Raw genomic sequence first — 23722 nt, 5'->3', positions numbered from 1 at the left:
TCCTATCATAAAAACGCATACATTTTATTGTTTTCTTTTATTTTCGTAAACGTTTTCGTTAGAGTTGGGTTTCCTATAAGAAAAACGTAAGCGCCTTGCTCATCGCCGTACAAACTGGAGGGGCATCGACAAACATGAAGAGCGTAGTCAATTCAATATTGGCTTACGCAAAAGAGTGGATCCTGAAGTTTGATAGGCGGTTGATCTAGACATCCTTCAGATCTCAGAAAACTTCCATATCCTTAAACAAAGGGTCAAAACACACAAAGTAATTATCCCATTCAATTGTAGTAACTGAAGTACTTAAATTCACTACAAATGGAGATCACTTTTGAGGTTAGACCCTTTTGAACTACCTTTTATGTCATACATTACTATCTTTGCTTATGAAATGGCGTTTATTTATACTCTACAACAACCATATCCCAATATTTTAATGATAGAAGGGTAATTGTCGCTTTTCCATCCTTTTGCTTAAATTTAATTTCTTGTGCAGAGCCATGATTGATATCAGGAGATGCCACCCATATTTTATCAATTTCTTCTTTCACATCTATGGTTAATGGAATATCCTTGATTTCTTGCGGCTCTGCCTGTATTCCTTGATTATCTTTCCATTCTAGTGTTGTTGCATCTGTAAAGTTAATCAAATGATATATTTCTTTCTTATCTTTTGCTTTTGTGAAATTCCAAATAGACCCTACTGCAGGATAGTTCTTTATTTCTTTCTCTTCACTTTTCACCATTTTTGTAATTTCCTTCACATCATCACGAAGAAGATTTTGATAGGCTACTAGAAAATCATAATAATGAACTAACTGCTCCTTCAGCTCTGTGGATATTGTTAAATTTTTGTGCGGAAAATATTCCTTTGATAACATATTCTCCCCTAATTCTAAATGAGATCCACCAGCAGCAAATATAACGGCATTCGTCATTAAAATCCCTGGCGTATTGAACATTCCTTGAAAATCAGAAAGCTCATAATTCATATAAGCTGCAAGGACAGAATTTAACTCCCCATTACTATAATAATCATTTTGATCAATTACTTTTTTTACAGATTCATACGTTGGCGCACTCCATATTTCAGAGTACATAAAATTAATAGGTGCTTCTGCAATCTCTTTTTGGGCATATTGATCAACTGCATTCATTACGATATCTTTTTGTAGCTCTTGCTTTGCTTTTTCAAGAAGAGGCGTATAGGTTTTACTAAGATCTATTTCTTCTCCTTTTCCATTCCAAAGTCTTCCTCTATCCCCTAATTGATCGACATGCCAACCATCAAAGTCTAAATGTTGAAATACATCCTTTTGGGTGTTTATAATATACTCCTGCCATTCTGGATTAGAAGGATCCATTAAATAAATATCACTAGCCCACGAGTCTGGAAGATCATGAGAATCCTGAACCTTGCCTTCTGCATCTTTAAAGATTCCCCATTCTCTTTCTACCCCATTTTCTTCATATCCCTCAAATGCACCAAAAAGGAGATTATAATTCATCGCCTTCATATTTTTGTCATGTGCTAATTTAATATAATTTTCAATTGTTTGCTTAGAAACTACACGATTAGCAATATCATTCCATTCCTCTGCAAGTACTCCATTTTCTATCTTAGCAGGCTGATCATGTCGATAAAGCCAATCATAGAACTGGAGCCCATTAATATGATATCTATTTAAATTATCAATCACCTTTTGCTGTCCTTCTTCACTCATGGAAGGAAAATCCGCAAGATATCCATATCTAGGAAATTTACTCCAATCAGTGGATACATCTACAGCAATATTCTGATGGTCTAACGTCTTCTTTCCATCCTTCAAGAACACTTCAACCATATATCCTTTATAGTCATCCTTACCTGGATCCCATTCCCAGGAATACGTGCTTGCATTCGTTAATTGTATCTTCTGCTCCTCCACATCTTCTGCAAGATGCTTATATTTAATAATTAAATCGCCTTTTTCCACTTCCTTTTGAAAGGTAAGCTGAAAGGTTATCTTCTCACCTGGAGTATACACTGCCTTATCTGTATGTACCCCTGTTATCCATTGACCAGGATTCTCCACATTAGGAAGTGATGAATCAGAAGCGTTTGATTTACAAGAGATAAGTGTAGGCACTGCTAATAGTAAAGTAATAAGAACCGTCCACTTCGTCTTTTTACTTGCCATATCTATCGACTCCAATCTTTCGAAATTATTTTTTTCATACACAAATACCAATACAGCTAACGATCTTTGATGATGTCGAATCCCATTTTTTATCTCTCTCCAAAATAATAATGAGGAGATATTTTAATCAGGTGGAGACTCTCCACCTGATTTCTTTCATTCACTCTTACTTTTCCAATAAAGCAAGCTTATTCTCCAGTAATACCCGATTTATCAATACTTTCTACAAACCATCTTTGCACAACAAGGTACATAAGTGCTAAAGGAAGGATAGAAATTAATGTACCAGCAAACGCCTTAGCCTCTGTAAAGTTCATATTTGGATTTTTGTCGAAATCCCCACCACCACTCGATTGAGCTACTTGACCAAAGCTTTCCTGAATATCTCCTAATAAAATCGGTACCGTTTGCATCTTTCCATCTAAATAGAAAGATGTTAAAAATGTCTCATTCCAATATAGTGCAAAGGCATACACTCCAACAATGATAAATGCTGGACCCACCATTGGAAGGGCAATCGTCAAAAATGTTCGAATCGGGCCTGCTCCATCTAAGTATGCTGCCTCTTCTAAAGCACTCGGCATCATTCTAAAAAACTGAAAAAATATCAGAATGAACAGTGCTGCTTGTTCCCCTTGCCCTGTTAAAGCAGGGACTGCTAATGCCCCAATATTCCCTTTTAGACCTAATTCCGTAAATATTTGAAATCTTGGAATGAAAAAGAGTGTTTTTGGTACGATATACGTAAATATCATTAAAATAAACACTAAATTCTTTCCTCTAAAATCGAATCTTGCTAATCCATAACCAATAATCGCAGATGAGATAATCACACATAGTGTCGATGTTCCTGCTAACAAAATAGTTGTTAAATAAGAACCTGGTAGTTTTAACGCTTTCCATGTCATCTCATAGTTAAAGGTATAAAAGCTACTTGGAATCCATTCAATACTATTATCCACTAAATCTAAATTGGACATTAAACTTACAGAAAACATATAAATTATTGGATAAAGAAACACAAACCCAAAAATAATCAATACTAAGTAAGTTGCTACTTTATATAGAATCCCATCACTCATATTCATCCCGAATAGTTTTTTCTTTACTGGTGGAATTATCTTTTTCATTTTTTCCTGCCACTGATTATACGTTTCTAGTATGCTACTCCCCACTTTACTCACCTCGCCTCTTTCTTTTTACTCCGTGTGCCAAAATATAGAATCCCGATTAGAGCTATTTGAACAAAGGTATAAAGAATGGAAAGTGCGGATGCATATCCATCTCTTCTTGAACCATCATATTTCGATTCTAATATAATTCCATTAATAGGATTTGTATCAAAATTAGCTAGGAAAACTACTAAGAAAACCACACATAAACTAACTAAAGGGTAGATGGTCGGCAAGGTAATCTTCCAAAAGGCTACCCATTTAGATGCCCCATCAATAGACGCAGCTTCATACATATCTTTGCTAATTTTCTGCAAGGAAGCTAGAAAGATAAGGACTGGAACTGCACTGTACCATAATAATTGGACAATTAACTCAAAGGTCGAGACGATGAGCTTTACTAAACTTGCCGATGGAATGACGATAGAGATAGCATCTAAAATCAATGGATTTGACGAAAAGGACATACCTCCATACGTGCTCATATTCTCCATCATTTCCCCACTCAATATAATAATTGGTAAGAAGAAGAGCAGGCGGAAAAAAGATTTTCCTTTAATGTTTTGATTCAGTAGCATGGCAATAATAACTGATAGTGCAATAATAATCGGAACATATATTAATGTACTAATAAAGAAGTTTTGGGCAGCAACTACAAAATCAATTTCTTCAAATAAAATCCTTTTATAATTCTCCAACCCTACCCATTTGTAGCTCCATCCAGTTTTATTTCCAAACATCACATTAAAAAAGCTCATATAAATCGTTCTATATAATGGATATGCAACAAATGCCAAAAATCCTATTATCCATGGACTAATAAATAGCACACCTGTAAATGCTTTTTTTTGTTTCATACTTAGTTTCATAGAATCACGAACCCTTTAGCTTTAATTTCCACTCCGTCAAGCTGATAATCGATTGTATTATAATTGATGATAATCTCTACACTATTGCTGTACGTAGCTTTGACAATTCCTTTATCAATGATCATATGATTAATCATTTCACTGCCAATCGTTTCTTTTAAAGCTTTGTTAATTAAATCATACGATTCGTTCATACGTTCACCAATATGCTCCATTTGCGAAACATAAATATTGCTTGAAGCGGTTTCCTTTAAGTAATAGGTAGATTCTCCAGTCAGTACATAGGACGGATAAATACCAAATTCGATTAATTTTAACGCTTCATCTCGATCATTAGATGAAAAATTTAAATATGGTGAATACATCTCTTTATACCCGCTCAATACTAACGAAACAAATGGAATCGTCGAGTCAGTTACCATTAATTCAGAGGAATAAATTGGTGCATCATAATATTTATCGATATATTTGTAAAGGTAGGCATCTGGAGCATACACACTTGTTTGCACATTATTTTCTTGCAAATAAGTAAGAAGCTGCTTCGAGTACTCCAATCCCTCTGTACTACTTCCAATCTTTCCTTTGTCATAATGAGTAAATATATTTCCACCCATCCCATCTAAAGCAACAGATTGAATATCATATTTATTGAATTGTTTTAAGTCGTTTTCAGCAAAACTCTGATAATATTTAGGATTGTTCATAAAGTTTAATAGATTTTTACTTGTGTTATAGACTGAAAAATCCTGCCTGTTCATTTTACTAGCTGTAAACTTTGTTTTTTCATAATAAGATTGTGCATAATCCAAATAGTATTGAAATGAAATTTTATTTTCTTTAAAGAATTCTATTGCAGATTGAAAATCTCTTTTTCCTCCAAGCTTCCCTAATACATCAAAGCGATAGCTATTATATTTATCTAAATAGCTTTTATACGTAATCGATAAATTATCCATTCCTTTATCGATTAAGTCTTTCGTAATCTCTTCTGATTGTTTATACGTCGTTGTTGGAATCGTCTCTAAACCTAATGTTCCTAATCTCATTTCGTTTGTAATAAAATCAATTTTCATAGGGATCTTCTCAAACGAGGTAGAAACACTTTTACTTAACCCATCTTTTTTCTCTAAAAATTGTCTATATTTTTTCGCAATTCCAACATAATTGGCTTGAGAGTCATCAACAAATACATATCGTTGGACTAAATCAAAAGAATTTGGGTCTTTTTGAAATCCTAGTACATGCTGCTCTTCATTTACCCGACTTTGGAATTGAGCATAAGTTGTTCGATAATTATAGGAAAAATAAGATTGATAAAACGGAGTCGTGGAATCCTTTGATTCATAGTTATAAGTAGCATAGCTATCTCCACTCTCTGCTATAACTAGAACTCCCGTCTTATCGACTTCATGTACAACTCCATATACTGGTAAGCTTACTTTTTCCAACTGCTTAACAGATAGTTTTTTTTCACTTAACTTTCCAATGTTTTCATACCCCGTGTCTTTACCAAAAACCGGTGCAGAATATGCTCCCTTATATTTAGGCTTTTCATCTAAACGAATAATGGCACCAGATCCATCTGGAACAACTATATAGCCATCTTCTTTCTCACGAACACTTCCAAAAAACGGATAAACAATCATTTCGCTTAAAGAAATATCATTGTTTCCAGCCTTCCATAAATTTGGATTGTATTCATCAATACTTTCTCTTGGTACATGTACTAACAAATCCCCACCTTGAACGGTAACAAATAAATCAAATTTTATTTTTAATGTGGTAAAGTCAATAGTACTCTTAAAACCGTTTTCAAGTATTTCATACGATTTCTCTACATTATTATCTAATGCCGTTTTTCTATTAGGTGTAAATTTATCATACGTAATCAAGGAGATACCTGATTGAATATAGTTTTTAATTTCTTGGCTATCTTCTTTTTCTCCTACATTTTCTTGTAGATCATAAGAATACCAAACGTAGCCATTACTTTTTTGTTTCACTGCAATAGCAATCGTTTCTTCTTCTAAATAAAGCTCTAATTGTTCATTCTCTGCTACCTTTTTAAAGGAAGATGGAATCGTTGTTTCCTCATACTGAAACTTGGAGGATATAAATTCATCATTTACTGTAATTTGTTCAAAATGATCTTTTTCCACTTCTATTCCATAAGCAACATCTTTTGAGTTCACCCAATAGATTAGACCAATAACTACTGCTACAAGCAATAGAGTGCTTACAACATAAATGCCTCTTTTTTTTACCATCGTTTACTTACCTCCGTAACCACATCAAACAAGAAGCTGATTAATTGATTACCTACTGAATATAGAACAAATAAGAACAATCCAATGATCAGCATAGTGAATACACTTTTAACAATCACGCTAAATGTTTCTCCCACATGATAGTTATGAATATCCTTTATCATAAAGAAGAGCATAAAAGCTATCCAAACAAACATAGCCTGTAGTGGAAGCTTAAAGAATACAATTTGTTCTAAAGTCAGTCCATTGCTTACTAGTACTACAATCGGAACTACAAGAATAAGCGGACTTAGGACGTATGCGGTACCATTATATACACTAGAAAAACTTCCTTCTCCATCACTAATGGTAGCTACTAAATAGCTTGATACTAGCCATAGGATGAACAGAAATACAACAATCATTAATTCATAAAGAATATATTCATTTACTGGTACAAAAAGTAAATTAGTATATTTATAGTATAAAAGGTATACTCCTACACAAAGAATAAATAGAAGCGTTGATGATCGTTTAGCCACTCTTTTCTCCCGATGAATTTCATAGAAACCATCCAATGGTCTTTTTAGAAAAGAGAAGATGTATAGAAAATCATCCACCATTTTGAATCTTTTGAGACTGTTCCATTTTTGAGCAAATTTCTCTAAATAGCGGTATTTTTTATTCAAGTACTTATTTGTGAGCCAAACTAATAAGGTTACAAGTAGCAGTTGGAAAATAGTTTGTAAATGCTGTTGAAACCATTCTTGTCTTATTTCCCAAAATGCTTCTGATATGCCTGTTGTATCATTGGCATCATTGTATTCCTCATAAGCCTTTTGGTATTCTCCTTCACGAAGATATGCATCGCCTAAACCAATATGAGCATTATCAAAGATAGAATTATACTTTAATGTATAGGCCCATAAATCTTTACTGTTTGTGTATTCTCCATCCTGGTATGCATTCATTGCTTCATGAACAGAATCTGCAAACTTTGTTGGTGCGTATGTTTGAATAAGATTTTGTCCTTGGTCGATTACAATCAATTCATCCGTAGAAGTTGCTGCAATACTAACTGGACGATTTAACAATCCGAATCTACTAGAACTAAAATCCTTTCCTCCAAATAAGAACAAAAGATCTCCTTCTGAATTGTACTCAAAAATCCACCCATCCGAACTTACTGCATACACATTATTGTTCTTACTAACAAAGATACTTTCCATTCCAAATGTACCAATCATTTTATCTGGGAAATAGTTTGTTCCAGAAACATTAAACTTCTTAATTGGATTCTTTTCAACAGAAGAGGTTACTGTATAAAGGAACCCTTTTGCATCTATGGCAATATTACTTGGAACATCAGGAAAAACCTTTTCTAATTTCTTTTCTTGTTTTTTCGTCAAAAAGAATGAACGAATTTGATCCAATAATGGGACCTTTAAAGGATTTGCCCCGAAAAAGGTGATAAACTCCCCTTCTCTATTTAACATCAGTAATCCGTTAACCGATTCATTATTTCTTACGTACATATTACCTCGAATATCTACAGCAATATGCGTTGGACTAAATTTATAGCCTTCTTTAAATATAGGAGAATCAGGCTCCCCTATTTCTTTCACTAACTCATGTGTGACTTTATCGAACACATAAATTTTGCTCTCAAAGCTGTCCACAACATATATTTCATTTTCTGTAACAAAAGTACTTTTTATAGCAGAGAACTTTTCACTTGTTAGTTCTCTAACAAATTGTAATTCTTTATCTAATATAAATACTTTATTTAGTGTACTATCTGTTATATAGATATAATCTTCTTCATCAACAAAGGCATGTTCTGCCGTTTTTAATCGCTCGCCATTAATAACGCCAAGCTGCTGCACAGGATTATAAGCAGTCTGTGTATCAATTAACTTCCCATTATGGTCACTCGTATAGGTGTAATAAGGGGATTGGGCAAATACGGATGTATTGCTGGAAAATAAGATAAACACACTACTAAGCATGATGATTGTAAGTTTCCATATCCTTCTCATATTACTTAATCCCCGTATGAGCCATGGAGTTCATGACTTTATTTTGTAAAAAGATAAATAACAGTAAATTTGGTAAAAACATAATTAACCCTGCTACAGCAGATAATCCCGCGCCAGCAACAATATTTCCAGATTGCGCTACTAATGTGTCTAAATAGAATGGAAGCGTTCTAATGGACTCCTTATCCATAAATAGAGAAGAGCCTTCCGAATTCCCCCAGCTTGCTTGGAATGTTAAGATTGCAACCGTTACAAGTGCTGGTTTTACTAAAGGAAGAAGAACGCTCCAGTAGATTCGTAGATTACTTGCCCCGTCCATTTTTGCCGCTTCTAACAATTCATTCGGTACTTGATCCATAAATTGTTTCAATAAAAAGATTCCTATTGGCATCGCAAGCAATGGAATAATATGTGCCCAATACGTATTAAAGATACCGATATTTACAATAATAAAGAACCTTGGAATAGCTACAGCCACTGGTACAAACATTAAAGCTAGTGTGTTTATTTTATCCAATGCCTTTTTCCCTTTAAACTCCATTTTCGACAAAGCAAATGCTGCCAAAGAGCTAATTAGTAAAGTAAAAAGGATAACTAAAATAGTTGTAAATAAACTATTAAATACATATCTTGACAACGGAATACCAGACTCTGCTGAAAAATTAAACAATAGCTTAAAGTTTTCAAACGTCGGTTGTCTTACAAAAAACCGAGGTGGATACGCAAATAGTTCGGTAAATGGTTTAAAAGCATGGTTTATAATAAAAAGAATAGGGAGTCCCATAAATATGGATAATATAGTTAACGTTAGATGGAACTTCCACTGATCCTTATGAAATTTCTTTGGATTAAACTTTATGGAGCTTGCCAAAGCACTCACCTCACTTAAGAAATTACTTTCAATCTTTTTCTGCAAATAATTTATAGCTTATCTTATTGAACAATACGACGATAATTAAAAGAACAACCGTAATGGCTGAAGCATACCCCATCTCGTATCGTGTAAAACCAAAATCATTTGCATGGTCTACAACTAACCAACCAGCATATTGTGGTGGAGGGGTTCCCCCACTTAATGTCGCTGCTAATCCAGAAGCATTAAAGGTTCCGATAATCGCCATTACTGCTCCAAATAGCATTTGTGGTTTCATGGAAGGAATCGTAATATAGAATACTTCTTGCCATCGATTACGAATACCATCGATATGTGCCGCTTCATATAAGGAGCGGTCAATATTTAGCAATCCTGCAAGCATCGCAAGAAAACCAACTCCCATACTTCCCCACAATCCAATAAAGATCATGATAGGCATCAATAAGCTTGGTTCCTGTAAGAACTGTAGTGGTTCCTTAATTAGTCCCCATTCTAATAACCAATAGTTAATATAACCTACCTGGTCCCCACTAAATAGCACCCTCCATACAACCCCCATCATAATAGGGCCTGTAATGGATGGGGAATAAATGATAACTGTATAGATGGTTCTTATTCGATGAGGAACCTGTGACAATAGCCACGCAAGAAAAAAGGCAAATATATAACCAAGCGGTCCAACAATAATCGAATAAATTAACATATTGGAGATTGCATTCTGTAGGAATACCGTATCTCCTGTAAATAAATCAATGTAGTTTTTGAAACCGATAAACTCAGGCGATTGTACTGTGTTAAAGTACGTAAGGGATAAAACAGCTGCCACAACCACTGGTAGTACGATAAGGAGTGTAAATAAAGTGACATAAGGAAAAATAAAAAAGTAGGAAGAGTCCTTTATTTTTCTAAAAATGCCATGTATCCTTTTACGCTTTTTTCCTGTATCGCTAACATCGTTTGGCAGCTTATTCTTGCTGTACTTTTTCATTCCTTCTCACCCACTCTTCTACATTTTCAATGGTTGGAACCTTATACGGTTTGATTAATTTTCCATTTTCCATATAACCAAACTCTGTTAATTTACGTTCCAATTCCCTATCAATTATTTTCACTGCCTGATCAATAGCGATTCGAGGATTTTCCTTATCAAACACTACTTTATTCCAAGCATTACTAATCTCACGCTCTACCATGTAATCACCTGGAACCTTTCCAGTTGTTTGAATCCAATTCCACTGCTCTAATATTTCGCCTTTGGAATCAGATGGCCAAGCACTTTTCTTAAATCCATCGATATTTGCTGTTAAATATAAAAATTGATTTCCTAATATGGACTGAATATTATAAGAGAAGTTACTTTGCGTATCAGCATTCGCCCACCATTTTAATAATTCCCATGACTCTTCTTTCTTTTTACTATCGCTGAAAATGATCCCTGTACTTCCATAAGTTGGATCCCATCGCTCGATAACACCTTTTGAATCTTCGACACCAGGTATAGGCATAACACCCCATTGTCCAGCCAATTCAGGTGCAGCATACTTTAATTGGATATACGTATTGGCGTCTCCAATTCCAACTGGTGATTTTCCATTTCTAAAGTTTTGGAAAAATTCAGAAGTAGTGATAGGAATATTGTAGACAGTAAATAAACTAGTCATAAAATCAAAAGCTTCATAAGCCCCATCCTTATTGATCACAGATTGATTTCCAAATTCATTAAATAATCTACCGCCGAACTGATAAATAAATGGCGTAGTTGTATCAAATCCTTTGAATGAATTATTGGATCCAAGTGGGGTATAAAAATTCATATTATACCTTTGAAGCATCGGCACTAATCCAACAACATCCTCCCACGTTTGTGGTGGTGTTTCACCTAGAAACGATAAAATATCTTTTCGATAGAATAACAGTTTTACATCTTGCGTTTCCGGAATTGCATATACCCCTTCATCATAAATAAAAGGGACAAACGTATTTGGATTAAATTGTTCTGTTAACTCGTAAAATCCATCATACTTACTTAAATCCTCAATAATTCCACGTAACGCAAGCTCAAACGGTCTCGCATGACTTACCCCTAATGCAATATCTGGCGTACTATTTGCGGAATTTGAAAGAATAATTTTATTTTCATCTGGTAATAAAGATAGATTCACTTTAATTCCTGTATTTGGTGTGAATTCCTCATCTATCATTCGCTGCATAAGTTCTACGTATAATCTCGATTGATTTACCCATACTTCAATGGTTTCATCATCAACTACATCCTCTTGATTATATCTAGGATTAAAAAAGGAATAAGTAAATGCTTTCGTACTCTCTACGATGCTTGTAAATAACCTTGCATTTGCTTTTGGAATCTTTTCTCCTTCTGTATGAACATAGATCTTATCTAAATGCATTGGATTATACACTAGCATTGGTAAGATCATTTTTATTCTAGAATAAGCGGAGGTTTCATCTTCGATAAATTTATTCATATAATGCGGAAGGTCTTCTGGATTCTTAATAAATTCTTTTATCACTTTCTGAGCAATTTCTAGCTCACTTATAATTGGAAGATCATCCATTCCATAACGTTCCTGAAGTGCTTTCTTTTGAGTTTCGATTCTTTCTGATATACCAATTAAATACTCTTTAATTTCTGGAATATATCGTTCAATTCTCCACTCTCTTTTTTTATCTACAATTCCACCTGTTAATTTCTTCACATCTTTAGAAACAGAATCAATTGCTTCTAAGGTAGTCAATAATTCATGATAAATGTCTTTTACATTGGAATGATTAATGGAAAGTGTCAGCGTATGAGCTCCCTTTTCTAAATAAACGGAGAAAGGTGTTCCTTCATTATCTTTTAATAATTCATTTTTCCAGCTACTAGAATAGGAAAACATATATAGTTCTAGTTCTTTAAATGGTACTTTTCCATCGAATTCAATTCTTCTAAAGGTCGGCATTCCATTATTTGTATCTTGAGCGTATTTTAAGGTAATATTGTAATATCCACTTTCTTCAACTTCAAAATTATATTGAACACGGTCTCCAGAATCTCCAAATGAATAACCATCTAACACGTTCAATATTCTATTTTTATAATCATATGGCGTTATTTGTGGATCTCTCACATACTTTGGACGGATGCTTTGTTTGTTCTTTTTCGAAATATTTTCTGCTTCAATCGTAATCAACTTATTAGTATCTGTTTTATCCTGTTTATTTTCCGAATAATATTCAGCATAAGTTGGCGTATCAGATGTAGTATTTGCAATCTCTATATTTCCTACTAAAAGATACCCTTCTGTTACAGATAGCTTAATCGTATTTTTTCCTTTATTTAATTTAAATTTAAGTGGTTCATATGCAAAATGATTAAGGTCTAGTACCCCTTCTTTCTTCCATTCTAAAACCATATTCGATTTAGGACTTAGCTCATCCCCATATCGATCATATTTGCTCCCTTTATCAAGTGTCTCTGTTTGCCAATCTAGTGAAAGATTGAAACTATTCATTTCATTAAATAGTACTTCATCATTAATCTTCATAGATACTTCTGCTAATAGATTTGTTTCTGGTAAAATATAATAATCCAACCAAAACTCATATAAACCTTCTTGATCTATTTCAACATCAAAAGTTAGTTCATCCTTTGGCTCTAAACGAATAACATCTTTTCCATATCCTTCACTTTGGGATGGATCAAATCGTTTTCCACCTTGCATTTCCTCTGGTGTTAATTCATACTTCTTGCTGGGAGTGGCAATTTTCTTCGTTTGCCATTGCTTCTCCACCGTATAATAATTGCTTTCACTCTTAAATCCACTAATATAAGCTTCTATAGCTTCCATGCTTTTTTCTTGTTCTATTTTTGTTAATTCATCATCCGTGCTTTTTTTTAAATTCCCTTTTCCTATTATCATAACGACTGAAATAGCTATGATTAGGAGCGTGCAGATCAATAGTATTATTTTCTTTTTTAATGTCATTTGATCCCAACCTAACAATCAAATTTTCCTTTAAAAGAGAACATCTTTTAAAAACGTTTTCATCCGTAGTCAACTCGATCATTTTTATAAAAGATTGTCGCTACTGTTTTTATCAGACATTCTCTTTTTACTCTATTGTTATTTATTATATTGGCGTAAGTAGTCATCTAAATAAGCATTCATTGTTTCATCCCATTCAGCTGCAATATCGCCAAATCTAACTCCCTCATCTTTAATTTTATTTTTTAAAGTCCAAGTATCTAAATTATTGAATGCGTTTGCAACAGCAGGCATATTTCTTGGGAATGGAATTGGATTACTTAGCTGTTGTTGAAATTCTTCGCTTTTAAATGCTTCAAAATTGAATATTGCTAACGGGCTATCTGCAGCGAATCCTTTAACAAATGGGTGTTGTGCTAAAACATCCTTATCAGTTGTAACTGGCCATCCTTGGATAAAGTCCATTAAACTATCTTCTGCACGTAACGGAGCATCTTCTTCTAAACCAGAATATTCGTCAATTAAACTCCATTTAGACAGAAGTCCTTCTTCCCCAAATGATAACCATTTTACTAATTGAAAAGCTGCTTCTGCTTTCACTAGGTCATCTGATAAAGAACTAGAAATGCTTAATGTATCATAATACCCATGTAAACTTGTGCTTCCACCTTCAGGAGCTTGTGGCATTGGATAAATATCTATATCCATTTCACGATTTTTCACTAGCTCATTAACATCTGAACTCAATGCATACATCCATACATTTCCAATCGCTTCTAAACCGTCTCCCCATGGCCAACCTAAGTTTCCAACTTTACTTACACGTTCTTCTTCTGTTAAATCATAGAAATGCAATCCTTGCTTGCCTTCTTTAGCAACTAACTCAAACCATTCTCCAAATTTCGGACTACCAGAAAAATCCCATCTTTCTGTTTCGCTATTATATCCTTTCCACCCATTTGGAATGCTATCGAAATAGTGTGGTCCAAGCTCTGAAAAGTCAATAATACCTGGAAAAATTGGTTTAGATGGTGTTAATTGAGCCACTTCACTACGAAGATTTTCATACTCCTCATAAGTCCAATCATAAGAAGGAATCGAAATATTATTCTCTTTTAATAGCTTTAAATTGATTGCTGGAAATTGAGAAACAGACATCCAAGGAACACCGTATATTTCCTCTCCGTCATAACTCATCATAAAGCTTCTGGCATTATCGGAAATAGAATCTGCCTCTTCATCACTTTCAATATAAGGAGTTAAATCTAATGTTAACTCTCTATCATAGGCTTCTGCAGCTAACGGGGAATAGAATACATCTGGAAGTGTACCTTCAGATGCTCTAGCTGTTAATACTTCCATTTTTTCGAAATCATCCATCTCTCCTGTAAATTGACGATCTCTTGTTACCGTTATGTTAGGATATTTTTCCATGAACTTTTTGATATTAAGAACCATTGGATTTGTTTCATCATTTTCCCCATAAAAATTATTTGCATAAACTAATTCAATTTCTTTTTCTTGCCAATCTGGAACTCCGTTTTCATCTTCATCAATTCCAACAATACCAGCGTAATCATTTTTCTCTTTTTCAGATTCATCTGTTTTTGTATCATTAGAGCATGCAGATAATAGAAGTGAAAATACAATTAATAATGATAAGAATAAACACAATCTTTTTTTCATAGTGACCCTCCACAATAATGAGTTTAATGATTCTTTTGTAACAGTAAAAAATCAGAAAAAATGGTCATTCATCACGAGGTAAACGTTTACGTAAACTTGCTGCGTAGCGATAAATAACTTCTTTCTTTTCCCCCTTTTATCTATTCTATCTGTTACAAAACCATTTTCTTATATAACTAATCTTTTTGAAACCGTTAACATTTTTAGAAATAGTGGATTATTTATCTTCATTTTTTATTTTTTTTTATAAAAGAAAACGTTTACTTAATATAAACTGTTGAATAGAGATATAAGACACCTTTTCAACGAGATATTTCCTTTAATATCCACATAACACAAGAAATATGTCCTTTCTTATCTCAATGTGCATAAAGTCAAAACCACCAAAAACTCATACAAAGACATGTATGGGAAAAGTATGTGGAGGAAGCAGATCATCTTCGTCATAGACAAGATATAAAGAGATTTACGCCAAGCGAAAGAAACAATTAAACGTGTTTTCCCAGCTGCAAAAGAAGAGCAAGGCATGCGATGGACAACTTTAAGGGGACTTAAAAAATTGTCTATGCTGGCGATACACCATGAACCTAAAGAAAATGGCAAACTGGACTTGGTACAGTCCAGAAATATGCTAAATACAATAAAGTAACGAAAAAACTAGAATAACAAAAGGGAATCAGAATGAAAACATTCTGATTCCCTTTTGTTTACAAACTGTGAACTATAGTATAATCTACAGTTCCTAGAAAAAACTTCGCTTTTTGAAGCAATTATTTGCCTAAAGTTTTTTGAATCCTAACCTTGCCAAAGTGGCAAACTTTTGGTTCAAAAAACACAAAATAAAAACCACCAAATATGTATTTGGTGGAGACGGTGGGACGTGCAATTCCATGCTTTCGTCATGGCACTGACTATATCTTGAACCTGTAATATTTAGTTAGGTCCTTTGGCGTCTTATACGAAATATAAATTTACTTAAAAGTAGCATTTCGTATCCTAGTACTACCAAGTTCCTTGGCAGCCTATAAGTCGATACACGGCTGTTGAATTACTTCACATACCGCTCGGCATTGCCTTATCACAATCTATGTGACTTAGGTTTCACCGATAAAGCCAAATTTTCACTTGCATGTTACCACACAAGGCGACTAATATTAATCGAACCCACGTCCAGAAACATCGGCACTTAAGCTTCTACGAGTGTAGTCAACATATTCGTATTTCGCTTATTCTTCTGCCTGTTGACAGGCGTCCGATAAGCTAGTCTGGTTGTTCTCTTCCTTCTTCCTCAGACGGTGGAATCCGGCGTAGCCCACTTAAAGTGAGTCCCTGACCCTACCACATGGGCGATGGAGGGAGGAACCGCTAAGCGCTATTAAGCAGCTAAAGCGAAGTTGTTTTGTTGTTTGCCAGTTATAGGCTTTGACGTTTTAACGAGGCCGATCCCCTCGACTCGCAACCTAAGCTCGAACTATCCCTGTCGAATCCGTAGCGTCCCCATTATAAGGATAAAATCAAGTAATTGTTACATTACAAGATTCTTAGCATTTAAGCTTAACGTTTCGGAAGCTCTGAAATAGGAGCTTAAAGTTATGTTGTCTTATCGACATAAATTATTATAACATAACTGGAGCGTATTTCAATTGTAAAGTTTTGGATTACATTTTTTGCCTTTCACGTAAAGCACGTTCAATACTGCGATTTGCTTCTTTACGTTTTAAAGTTTCACGCTTGTCATAGTTCTTTTTACCCTTACCTAGACCAATCAAAACCTTTGCATAGCCATTTTTAAAATACAGTTTCAGTGGAACTAAAGCATAGCCCGCTTCTTTTGTATCCCCGATTAACTTATTAATTTGTTTGCGATGTAATAAAAGCTTTCTTGTTCTTAATGGATCATGATTATAGCGATTTCCTTGTTCATATGGACTAATATGCATACCAAGCAAGAAGACTTCTCCATTAATAATACGCGCATACGATTCTTTTAAGTTTACTCTTCCAGCACGAATTGCTTTAATTTCTGTTCCTTGTAGAACAATCCCTGCCTCATAAGTCTCTTCAATAAAATAATCATGATTTGCTTTTTTATTTTGAGCAACTAATTTCCCTTCACCTTTTGGCATATCTCTTCCCCCTACTCTGCCAATAATTTTAACAAAAGAACCGCTAATGTTCAAACATCCCCTGCATGGGGTTTCCTTATTCTAAAGAATCCCCATACAATCATGTATCTATTTTATTAACGTTTCTTTTTCTTTCTCTTTGCTTTTGGTGCATTCTCAAAGTGTTTTCTATCATTCTTTCCTTTTCGTCTGGATTCTCCTGATTTACCTTTTCGATCAGCATCTTTGTCTGATTTACCTTTACGTGGTGCACGAGAGACACTGCCCGTGGAGAATACCTTGCCATCTTTCTTCGGATCTCTGCGGCGTGTTCCTTTCATGCCGACAATTTCAAAGTCGATGGCACGTTCATCTTTATTTACATTTACGACTCGAACAGTAATTTCGTCTCCTATGCGGAAGACCTTCCCTGTTCTCTCACCAATCATGGCAAAATGACGTTCATCATAACGATAGTAGTCATCTGTCATATAGCTTACATGGACTAGTCCTTCAATCGTATTGGTAAGTTCTACGAACATTCCAAAATTCGTAACAGAGCTAATAATACCATCGTATTCTTCGCCAATTTTATCAAGCATGTACTCTGATTTCTTCAATTCATCTGTTTCACGCTCTGCTTCTACTGATCTTCTTTCCATATTAGAAGAGTGCTCTGCAATTTCGGTTAAGCGGCTATTCCATTTTTCTTGTATCGCCGAACTAACATCTCCCTCAATTAAATACGTACGTATTAGACGATGTACGATTAAATCTGGGTACCGTCTGATAGGTGAAGTAAAGTGCGTATAAAATTCGGTTGATAAACCAAAGTGGCCTAGACTTTCAGGATAGTATTTCGCCTGTTGCATGGAACGCAGCATGACAGTTGAAATAACCATCTCTTCAGGTGTTCCCTGTACTGCTTCAATTATTTCTTGTAACGCTCTTGGATGAACAGAATTCGCTGTACCTTTCACGATATAACCAAAGTTTGTAATAAACTCGAAAAATCTTCTTAGCTTTTCTTCTTTTGGATCTTCGTGAATACGGTAAATAAAAGGAACCTGCATCCAGTGGAAATGTTCAGCAACTGTTTCATTAGCTACAAGCATAAACTCTTCAATTAATTTTTCAGCAACAGAACGTTCTCTTAAAATAACATCCTGAGGCTTCCCATCTTCATCGACAATTACTTTTGATTCCTTAAAGTCAAAATCAATTGCACCACGAGTCATACGTTTTTTACGAAGGATTGCTGCTAGCCCTTCCATGCGCTCAAACATTGGTACAAGGGGTTCATACTTCTCTCTCAATGCTTCATCCTTATCATGTAAAATCGAATTTACATCTGCATAAGTCATGCGTTCTGTTGTTTTAATAACACTTTGAAAAATTTCGTGATTCACAACTTCACCATCTGGCGCAATTTCCATTTCACAAGACAGCGTTAAACGATCCACTTTTGGATTTAAAGAGCAAATCCCATTAGATAAACGATGAGGAATCATGGGAATTACACGATCTACTAAATAAACACTCGTACCTCTTTCCTCTGCTTCTACATCAATAGGGGAATTTTCTGTTACATAGTAGGAAACATCAGCGATATGAACCCCTAGTTTATAATTACCATTTTCTAAAAGAGTAACGGTAACAGCATCATCCAAATCTTTAGCATCTGCACCATCAATGGTAACAATCGTTTCATTGCGTAAATCACGTCTATTAGCAATTTCTTTTTCATCAATGGTATCTGGCGCGCTGTTTGCTTGCTCTAATACATTATCAGGAAAAGCAAGTGGTAATCCATGCTTATGTATTACCGATAATATATCAACACCTGGATCATTTTTATGTCCTAGTATTTTAACAACTTCCCCTTCTGCATTTTTTCTGCCTTCTGGATAAGAAGTTAATTTAACCACTACTTTATGGCCTTCAATAGCACCTTTTGTACTTCCTTTTGGGATAAAAATATCAGTCGCGATTTTTTTATCATCTGGTATTACAAAGCCAAAATGCTTGCTCTCTGAATATGTACCAACAATTTGCTGTACGCCTCTTTCAATAATTCGTACAATCGTTCCTTCTCTTCTTTGTCCAGAGCTTTCAGAAGTGACACGTGCTAATACAATATCACCATTTAACGCAGTTTTAACTTCATTTGGCGGGATAAAAATGTCATCCATGCCTTGTTCTTCAGGAATAACAAAAGCAAATCCTTTTGCATGACCAGCTAATTTCCCCCGAATAAGGTTCATCTTCTCTGGAAGTCCATAGCGATTGCTTCTTGTCCGAACAACTAGCCCCTTCTCTTCCATCTGTACAAGTGCCTTGACAAAATCTTTAAAGTGAGAAGAATCCTCTATTCCGAAAGCTTCTTCTAGCTCTTGCACGGTTAGTGGTTTATATGCTTCATCTTTCATATAAGTTAATAGCTTCTCGACATTTTCCTTAATTATATCTTCCAAACAAAAAACCTCCTTTACATCTTATTCATTCCAATCTAGTTTTTCTAAAAACTGATAGAAATCCTCAAAAACTTTTTCTTTTTCTTTATCATGTGTAATAACATGTCCAGAGTTTTCATACCATTTAATATCTTTTTGAATCGATTCCACTTCTTCATATATGATATTCGCACTATTTGTATCAATCATTTGATCATGTCGTGCCTGAATAACAAAAACTGGTGAATAAATAAGATCAACCGATTCTCTTACTTCTTTGATTAAATTTTGTAATTCCTTTAATGTATTCATTGGCTTAAATTGAGCCATTTCCTGCTCAATAACTTCTTCTGATTTCTTCTCTCGCTGCTTATAATTACGAGCATATTCAAGTACGCCTTCATACATAACATCTTCACTTTTAATGTACATTGGAGCACACATAGTTACGATACCCTTTACAGGTACAGTGTAACCTAATTTAAGGGAAAATACCCCTCCTAAGGAGAGACCGCCTACGGCAATTTCTTCAAATCCCATCTCTTTTAAATGCTGGTAGGCTTCCGTTACATCCTGCCACCAATCCTTTGGTCCATATTCCACTAATTCCTCTGGTGGCACCCCGTGACCTTTATATAAAGGTACATAGCAAGTGTAGCCCTTTGTATTTAAATATCTACCTAGCAAGCGTACATCTGATGTATTCCCAGTAAAGCCGTGCAATAAAAGCACTGCACGTTTATTATCTCCTTTAAAGGTTAATGGTTTCTGTTCTACTATTTTCATTAGATAAACGCTCCTTTGTCTTATTATCTTCTCCTTCGTCCTTATATATAATTAAATTACTATGTTTGTTAGAAAAAGAACTATCCTTCTATTGTAGTAAAAAAGAAATAGAAGAATCCAGTAATTTGATTACTTCATTAATAGTCGTTCCGTCTTTTTAATCAACACTTATGTATGAACCAACTTGTTTTCCGAAAAAAAACCTGACCTTTCCTGGCCAGGTTTTTTTCATCTATACCGAATTTCGTTATTATAGATCAAAATAACTAACTGCAATCGTTAAGACAAAGAATAGAATCGCTAAAACGATTGTTGCATTGTGAAGGATTAATTCTAAACCACGTGCTTTTTGTTTACCAAATAACTGCTCTGCACCACCAGAAATTGCTCCAGATAGTCCAGCACTCTTACCATTTTGAAGAAGTACTACTACGATTAATGCAATTGCAACGATAATCAATAAAGTAATCAAAACTGTGTGTATCATCTCAAACACCTCCATTAAAACCAACCTACATTAATTTAAATGTATCATATTTTATGTTTTGTCACAATAGTATGTCGCGTCTTTATCATAATAATTAGTAGAATGTATTTTTTGATGGTAGGTAATAGAGAGAACTCTCTTGATTAAGGGATGATCTTTGCTAGTTTGTTCTCTGTTACCTTTTCCTGCTGTTTCTCTTGCTCTCGGTCACAGAGGAATGATGATGCTCTTCTTTCCCCTCTTCCTTCACTATTAATAAAAAAACACTCTAGCTTAAAGGAAAACTCCTAAAGCTAGAGTGTTTATCAAGTTAAGACAGGCTTAACTTCAATTATTTTTTTAGGTTGTAGAAAGATTTAAGACCATCGTATACTGCTAACTCGCCAAGCTCGTCTTCGATGCGAAGAAGTTGGTTGTATTTAGCAATACGGTCTGTACGAGATAATGAATTTTTATATTAACATGATTAAATCAACATTTATAGACTTGTTTCTTCCTATTTATATGTGATGGTATTGATTAGTTCAGAAATCTTGTTAATCTGTACTTCATATTATGTTTGAACTAACTAGTTAAAATATAACATATACTCCTCTAAATTCAAATATTGATAAAAGAGTATTTTTTATTTTATGTTTATCTCTAATTATTTGCTTCTTCTCTACTCTCTAGATATTTGAGATAATTTATCTGAGCACTCTTTTGGAAACAATCGTATACCTTCCATAACTCGTTATTTAAAGGTAATCTAAAACTTTGAACTTTCATAAAAACTGCATTTAATATCATTCTTTAGCGATAGTTTTTCATATTCTTTTGATTTACAGCTAATGTCAAAGAAGCGAATAATATTACATAAGATAGGACAAGCTTATTTCTCTTTTTAGTTCATCTTTAACCACGTTAGTACTTTCATTCTGTCTTTCATTAATAAGTTCTTCATATTCACTAATATAATTAACTTCGAAGTCCTCATATTCTTTTCTATCAATAAAAGATTCCTCTTTTATTAGCTTTAAAATGCTTATTACAATTTTTCTTATCTCTTTGTCAGTTATTAATTCCAAACTTCCTTCCTTTACTGCTCTATATATAGTTGGTCTAATAATTTTAGTTATCACGTCAATTTCTCTTACTGTCATTTTATTTAAAATTTTTTATAAAGGTCAATAGCATACTGAAATCTCTATAATTCTCTGTAAACTATTTAAAACTTCCTGTATTTCGCTCTCTTCTCTTAGTTTCTCAATATCCTCCAACTTTCTTTAAATATATCAGCTTCAAACTCAGTTATACCAGATAGAACTATATCATTAATTGAAGTCATCTAATATTTTTTTATATTAATATATTAGAAGGGTAGTAGTAATATATTATCAATTTGTTACCATTTTACACTTGTGAATTTATTGGTGATAGATTTTATATAATCAAAATCCTCAAAAAAATCTTCTCTATTTGGTTTTGAATGTAATGTTTCTATAGGTTGGCTATGACCGATCATCCATCGACAGGAACGATTGAATAAATCGGTAACCGTTTCAAGCTCATATATAAAACTACCATCAATGTCACTTAACTTGGTAAAACGAATATTGGGTTCATACCTTCTAATAATACTTTTAAAGAAGCCCTCCTCAACAATTAATTCACACCATGTTCTAATTTCTGTATAAGCAAGAGAAATATTATATTCAAGTTCATCACCAATACAATTTTTATTTTCTATTTTTTGCTTATAACCATTTATTTTTTTCTTTAAATCACCGATACTATCTAGTCTTCCACTAAATGATTCAGATACCAACCCCTTATTATTTTGGTCATAAGAATCAACTTTATAAAATTTGTTTTCAGTATTCTTATCACTTTCACATTGATTGTATAGAAAATAGTAAAATAAAATATTATGAGTATATACAATGACTTGTCTATCTTTAGAGAGATTGTATATTAACTTAGCAAAATTTTCTGTCCTTTTGTAATCAAGGGAAGTTACAGGGTCATCAAATATAACAGTATTATAATTTTTTCTCATTTTTAAGTCAGTTGCAAATTCAGCCATTGCAATAGCCTTTTGCTCTCCCTCTGACATAATATCAGTTATCTTAAACTTTTCCTCAGCGACATATTTACTTCTAAAAGTTTTCCCTTTTTGAGGTTTAAGTTTAACTTCAACATCCCTAACTTTTAATTCCTTACAATATTTTTTAAAAATTGTTACATAATTCTCTTCAACTAAATCTTTAAAAGCTTCTTTTGCTTTTTTAGTAATTGTGTTTGTCGAAAATCCTTTTTTCATATTTGTTAATTGATTAATTTTATCATTTATTTCAAACCACTCTTTAAATAATTCGATATTATTATTAATAAAGGAATTTCTAACAAGTTGTTTCCTTTTACTTTCTAATTGTTCAACTATTTTGTTCGTACTTATATTTGACTGATTTAAATTATTTAGTCTTTCATTTAAGGTAACTATTTCTTCAGTTATTTCTTCTGTTAAACTACTAAAATCAAATTGAATTGAGTAATCTATTATTTCAGCCTTATTTATAGCTTGTGAAAAGATTGATATGTTATTATTTATTAAAGAAACTATTGAATGAATTTTATTAGCCAATGCTTCTTTCTCTATTATTTCTTTATCATCATCCCCAAAAGTAAGCTTCAATTCTTTTAAATCGTTTTTTAAAATATCCCTTTGAATCTTTTCTTTTTCTTGAATTATAGTTGAATTAACATGATTAAAATTATTTTCAATAATTTCAACGTGCTTACCATCAAGAATTTGACCACAGAAAATACAAAAATCCAACTCAATCGGCAAACTTTT

At 33.7% G+C, this 23722-nt stretch carries 15 protein-coding genes, 1 other RNA gene and 2 pseudogenes; 1 reads left to right on the top strand and 17 read right to left on the bottom strand.

The genetic code is table 11. From position 1 onward, the window contains the following. Positions 1-398: 398 nt before the first annotated feature. From NST60_RS16680 to NST60_RS16640, 9 genes are all read right to left on the bottom strand, one after another. Complete coding sequence (locus tag NST60_RS16680) at positions 399-2180, bottom strand: glycoside hydrolase family 66 protein (protein ID WP_341099502.1); 1782 nt, start codon at positions 2178-2180, stop codon at positions 399-401. 188 nt (positions 2181-2368) lie between these two features. Further along, entirely contained in the window at positions 2369-3310 is a 942-nt protein-coding gene (locus NST60_RS16675) for an ABC transporter permease subunit (protein WP_051993973.1), read from the bottom strand. A gap of 50 nt (positions 3311-3360) precedes the next feature. Next, complete coding sequence (locus tag NST60_RS16670; RefSeq protein ID WP_016203847.1) at positions 3361-4221, bottom strand: carbohydrate ABC transporter permease; 861 nt, start codon at positions 4219-4221, stop codon at positions 3361-3363. After that, on the bottom strand, positions 4218-6488 hold the full coding sequence (locus tag NST60_RS16665) for a DUF5696 domain-containing protein (protein WP_016203848.1): 2271 nt from the start codon (positions 6486-6488) through the stop codon (positions 4218-4220). The genes NST60_RS16670 and NST60_RS16665 overlap by 4 nt, the downstream gene beginning before the upstream one ends. Beyond that, positions 6482-8506 carry a YIP1 family protein gene (locus NST60_RS16660; RefSeq protein ID WP_101729259.1) on the bottom strand — a complete coding sequence of 675 codons (2025 nt, stop codon included), beginning with the start codon at positions 8504-8506 and terminating at the stop codon, positions 6482-6484. Before NST60_RS16660 ends, NST60_RS16665 begins: the two co-directional genes overlap by 7 nt. A 1-nt stretch (position 8507) precedes the next feature. After that, entirely contained in the window at positions 8508-9386 is an 879-nt protein-coding gene (locus tag NST60_RS16655) for a carbohydrate ABC transporter permease (RefSeq protein WP_236681264.1), read from the bottom strand. 19 nt (positions 9387-9405) lie between these two features. Then, positions 9406-10368: a carbohydrate ABC transporter permease gene (locus tag NST60_RS16650; RefSeq protein ID WP_016203852.1), complete on the bottom strand. Its 963-nt coding sequence runs from the start codon at positions 10366-10368 to the stop codon at positions 9406-9408. Then, positions 10346-13369, bottom strand: coding sequence for an extracellular solute-binding protein (locus tag NST60_RS16645; protein ID WP_341099498.1), 3024 nt, complete (start codon positions 13367-13369; stop codon positions 10346-10348). The genes NST60_RS16650 and NST60_RS16645 overlap by 23 nt, the downstream gene beginning before the upstream one ends. Before the next feature lie 138 nt (positions 13370-13507). Beyond that, on the bottom strand, positions 13508-15055 hold the full coding sequence (locus NST60_RS16640) for an ABC transporter substrate-binding protein (RefSeq protein WP_016203854.1): 1548 nt from the start codon (positions 15053-15055) through the stop codon (positions 13508-13510). A 345-nt stretch (positions 15056-15400) separates the two neighbouring features. Between NST60_RS16640 and NST60_RS16635 the strand changes: the two are divergent. Then, positions 15401-15690 (top strand): annotated as a pseudogene (locus tag NST60_RS16635) (transposase); the annotation flags it as partial. Between the two features lie 520 nt (positions 15691-16210). Here the strand turns inward: NST60_RS16635 and ssrA are convergent. The 8 genes and pseudogenes from ssrA to NST60_RS16595 form a co-directional block, all read right to left on the bottom strand. Continuing rightward, positions 16211-16546, bottom strand: a transfer-messenger RNA (tmRNA) gene (gene ssrA / locus NST60_RS16630). 167 nt (positions 16547-16713) lie between these two features. Then, on the bottom strand, positions 16714-17181 hold the full coding sequence (gene smpB, locus NST60_RS16625; protein ID WP_016203855.1) for an SsrA-binding protein SmpB: 468 nt from the start codon (positions 17179-17181) through the stop codon (positions 16714-16716). A gap of 116 nt (positions 17182-17297) precedes the next feature. Then, on the bottom strand, positions 17298-19589 hold the full coding sequence (gene rnr, locus NST60_RS16620; RefSeq protein WP_407939869.1) for a ribonuclease R: 2292 nt from the start codon (positions 19587-19589) through the stop codon (positions 17298-17300). Positions 19590-19655: 66 nt separating this feature from the next. Continuing rightward, the gene (locus NST60_RS16615) at positions 19656-20399 is read right to left on the bottom strand and encodes an alpha/beta hydrolase (RefSeq protein ID WP_341099495.1); all 744 of its coding nucleotides are present in this window, start codon (positions 20397-20399) and stop codon (positions 19656-19658) included. A 250-nt stretch (positions 20400-20649) separates the two neighbouring features. Beyond that, the gene (secG, locus tag NST60_RS16610; RefSeq protein WP_031540682.1) at positions 20650-20883 is read right to left on the bottom strand and encodes a preprotein translocase subunit SecG; all 234 of its coding nucleotides are present in this window, start codon (positions 20881-20883) and stop codon (positions 20650-20652) included. 334 nt (positions 20884-21217) lie between these two features. Next, a pseudogene (locus tag NST60_RS16605) lies at positions 21218-21334 on the bottom strand (hypothetical protein); the annotation flags it as partial. A 403-nt stretch (positions 21335-21737) separates the two neighbouring features. Further along, positions 21738-22007 (bottom strand): hypothetical protein, encoded by a 270-nt coding sequence (locus NST60_RS16600; RefSeq protein ID WP_341099493.1) that lies wholly within the window; start codon positions 22005-22007, stop codon positions 21738-21740. Between the two features lie 263 nt (positions 22008-22270). After that, entirely contained in the window at positions 22271-23716 is a 1446-nt protein-coding gene (locus tag NST60_RS16595; protein WP_341099492.1) for an AAA family ATPase, read from the bottom strand. Positions 23717-23722: the final 6 nt, after the last annotated feature.

Source organism: Niallia sp. FSL W8-1348, assembly GCF_038006745.1.
Classification (GTDB): Bacteria; Bacillota; Bacilli; order Bacillales; family Cytobacillaceae; genus Niallia; species Niallia alba.
Note: the sequence above shows the minus strand (reverse complement) of the source record. Positions and strands in the feature narration are given on the sequence as shown.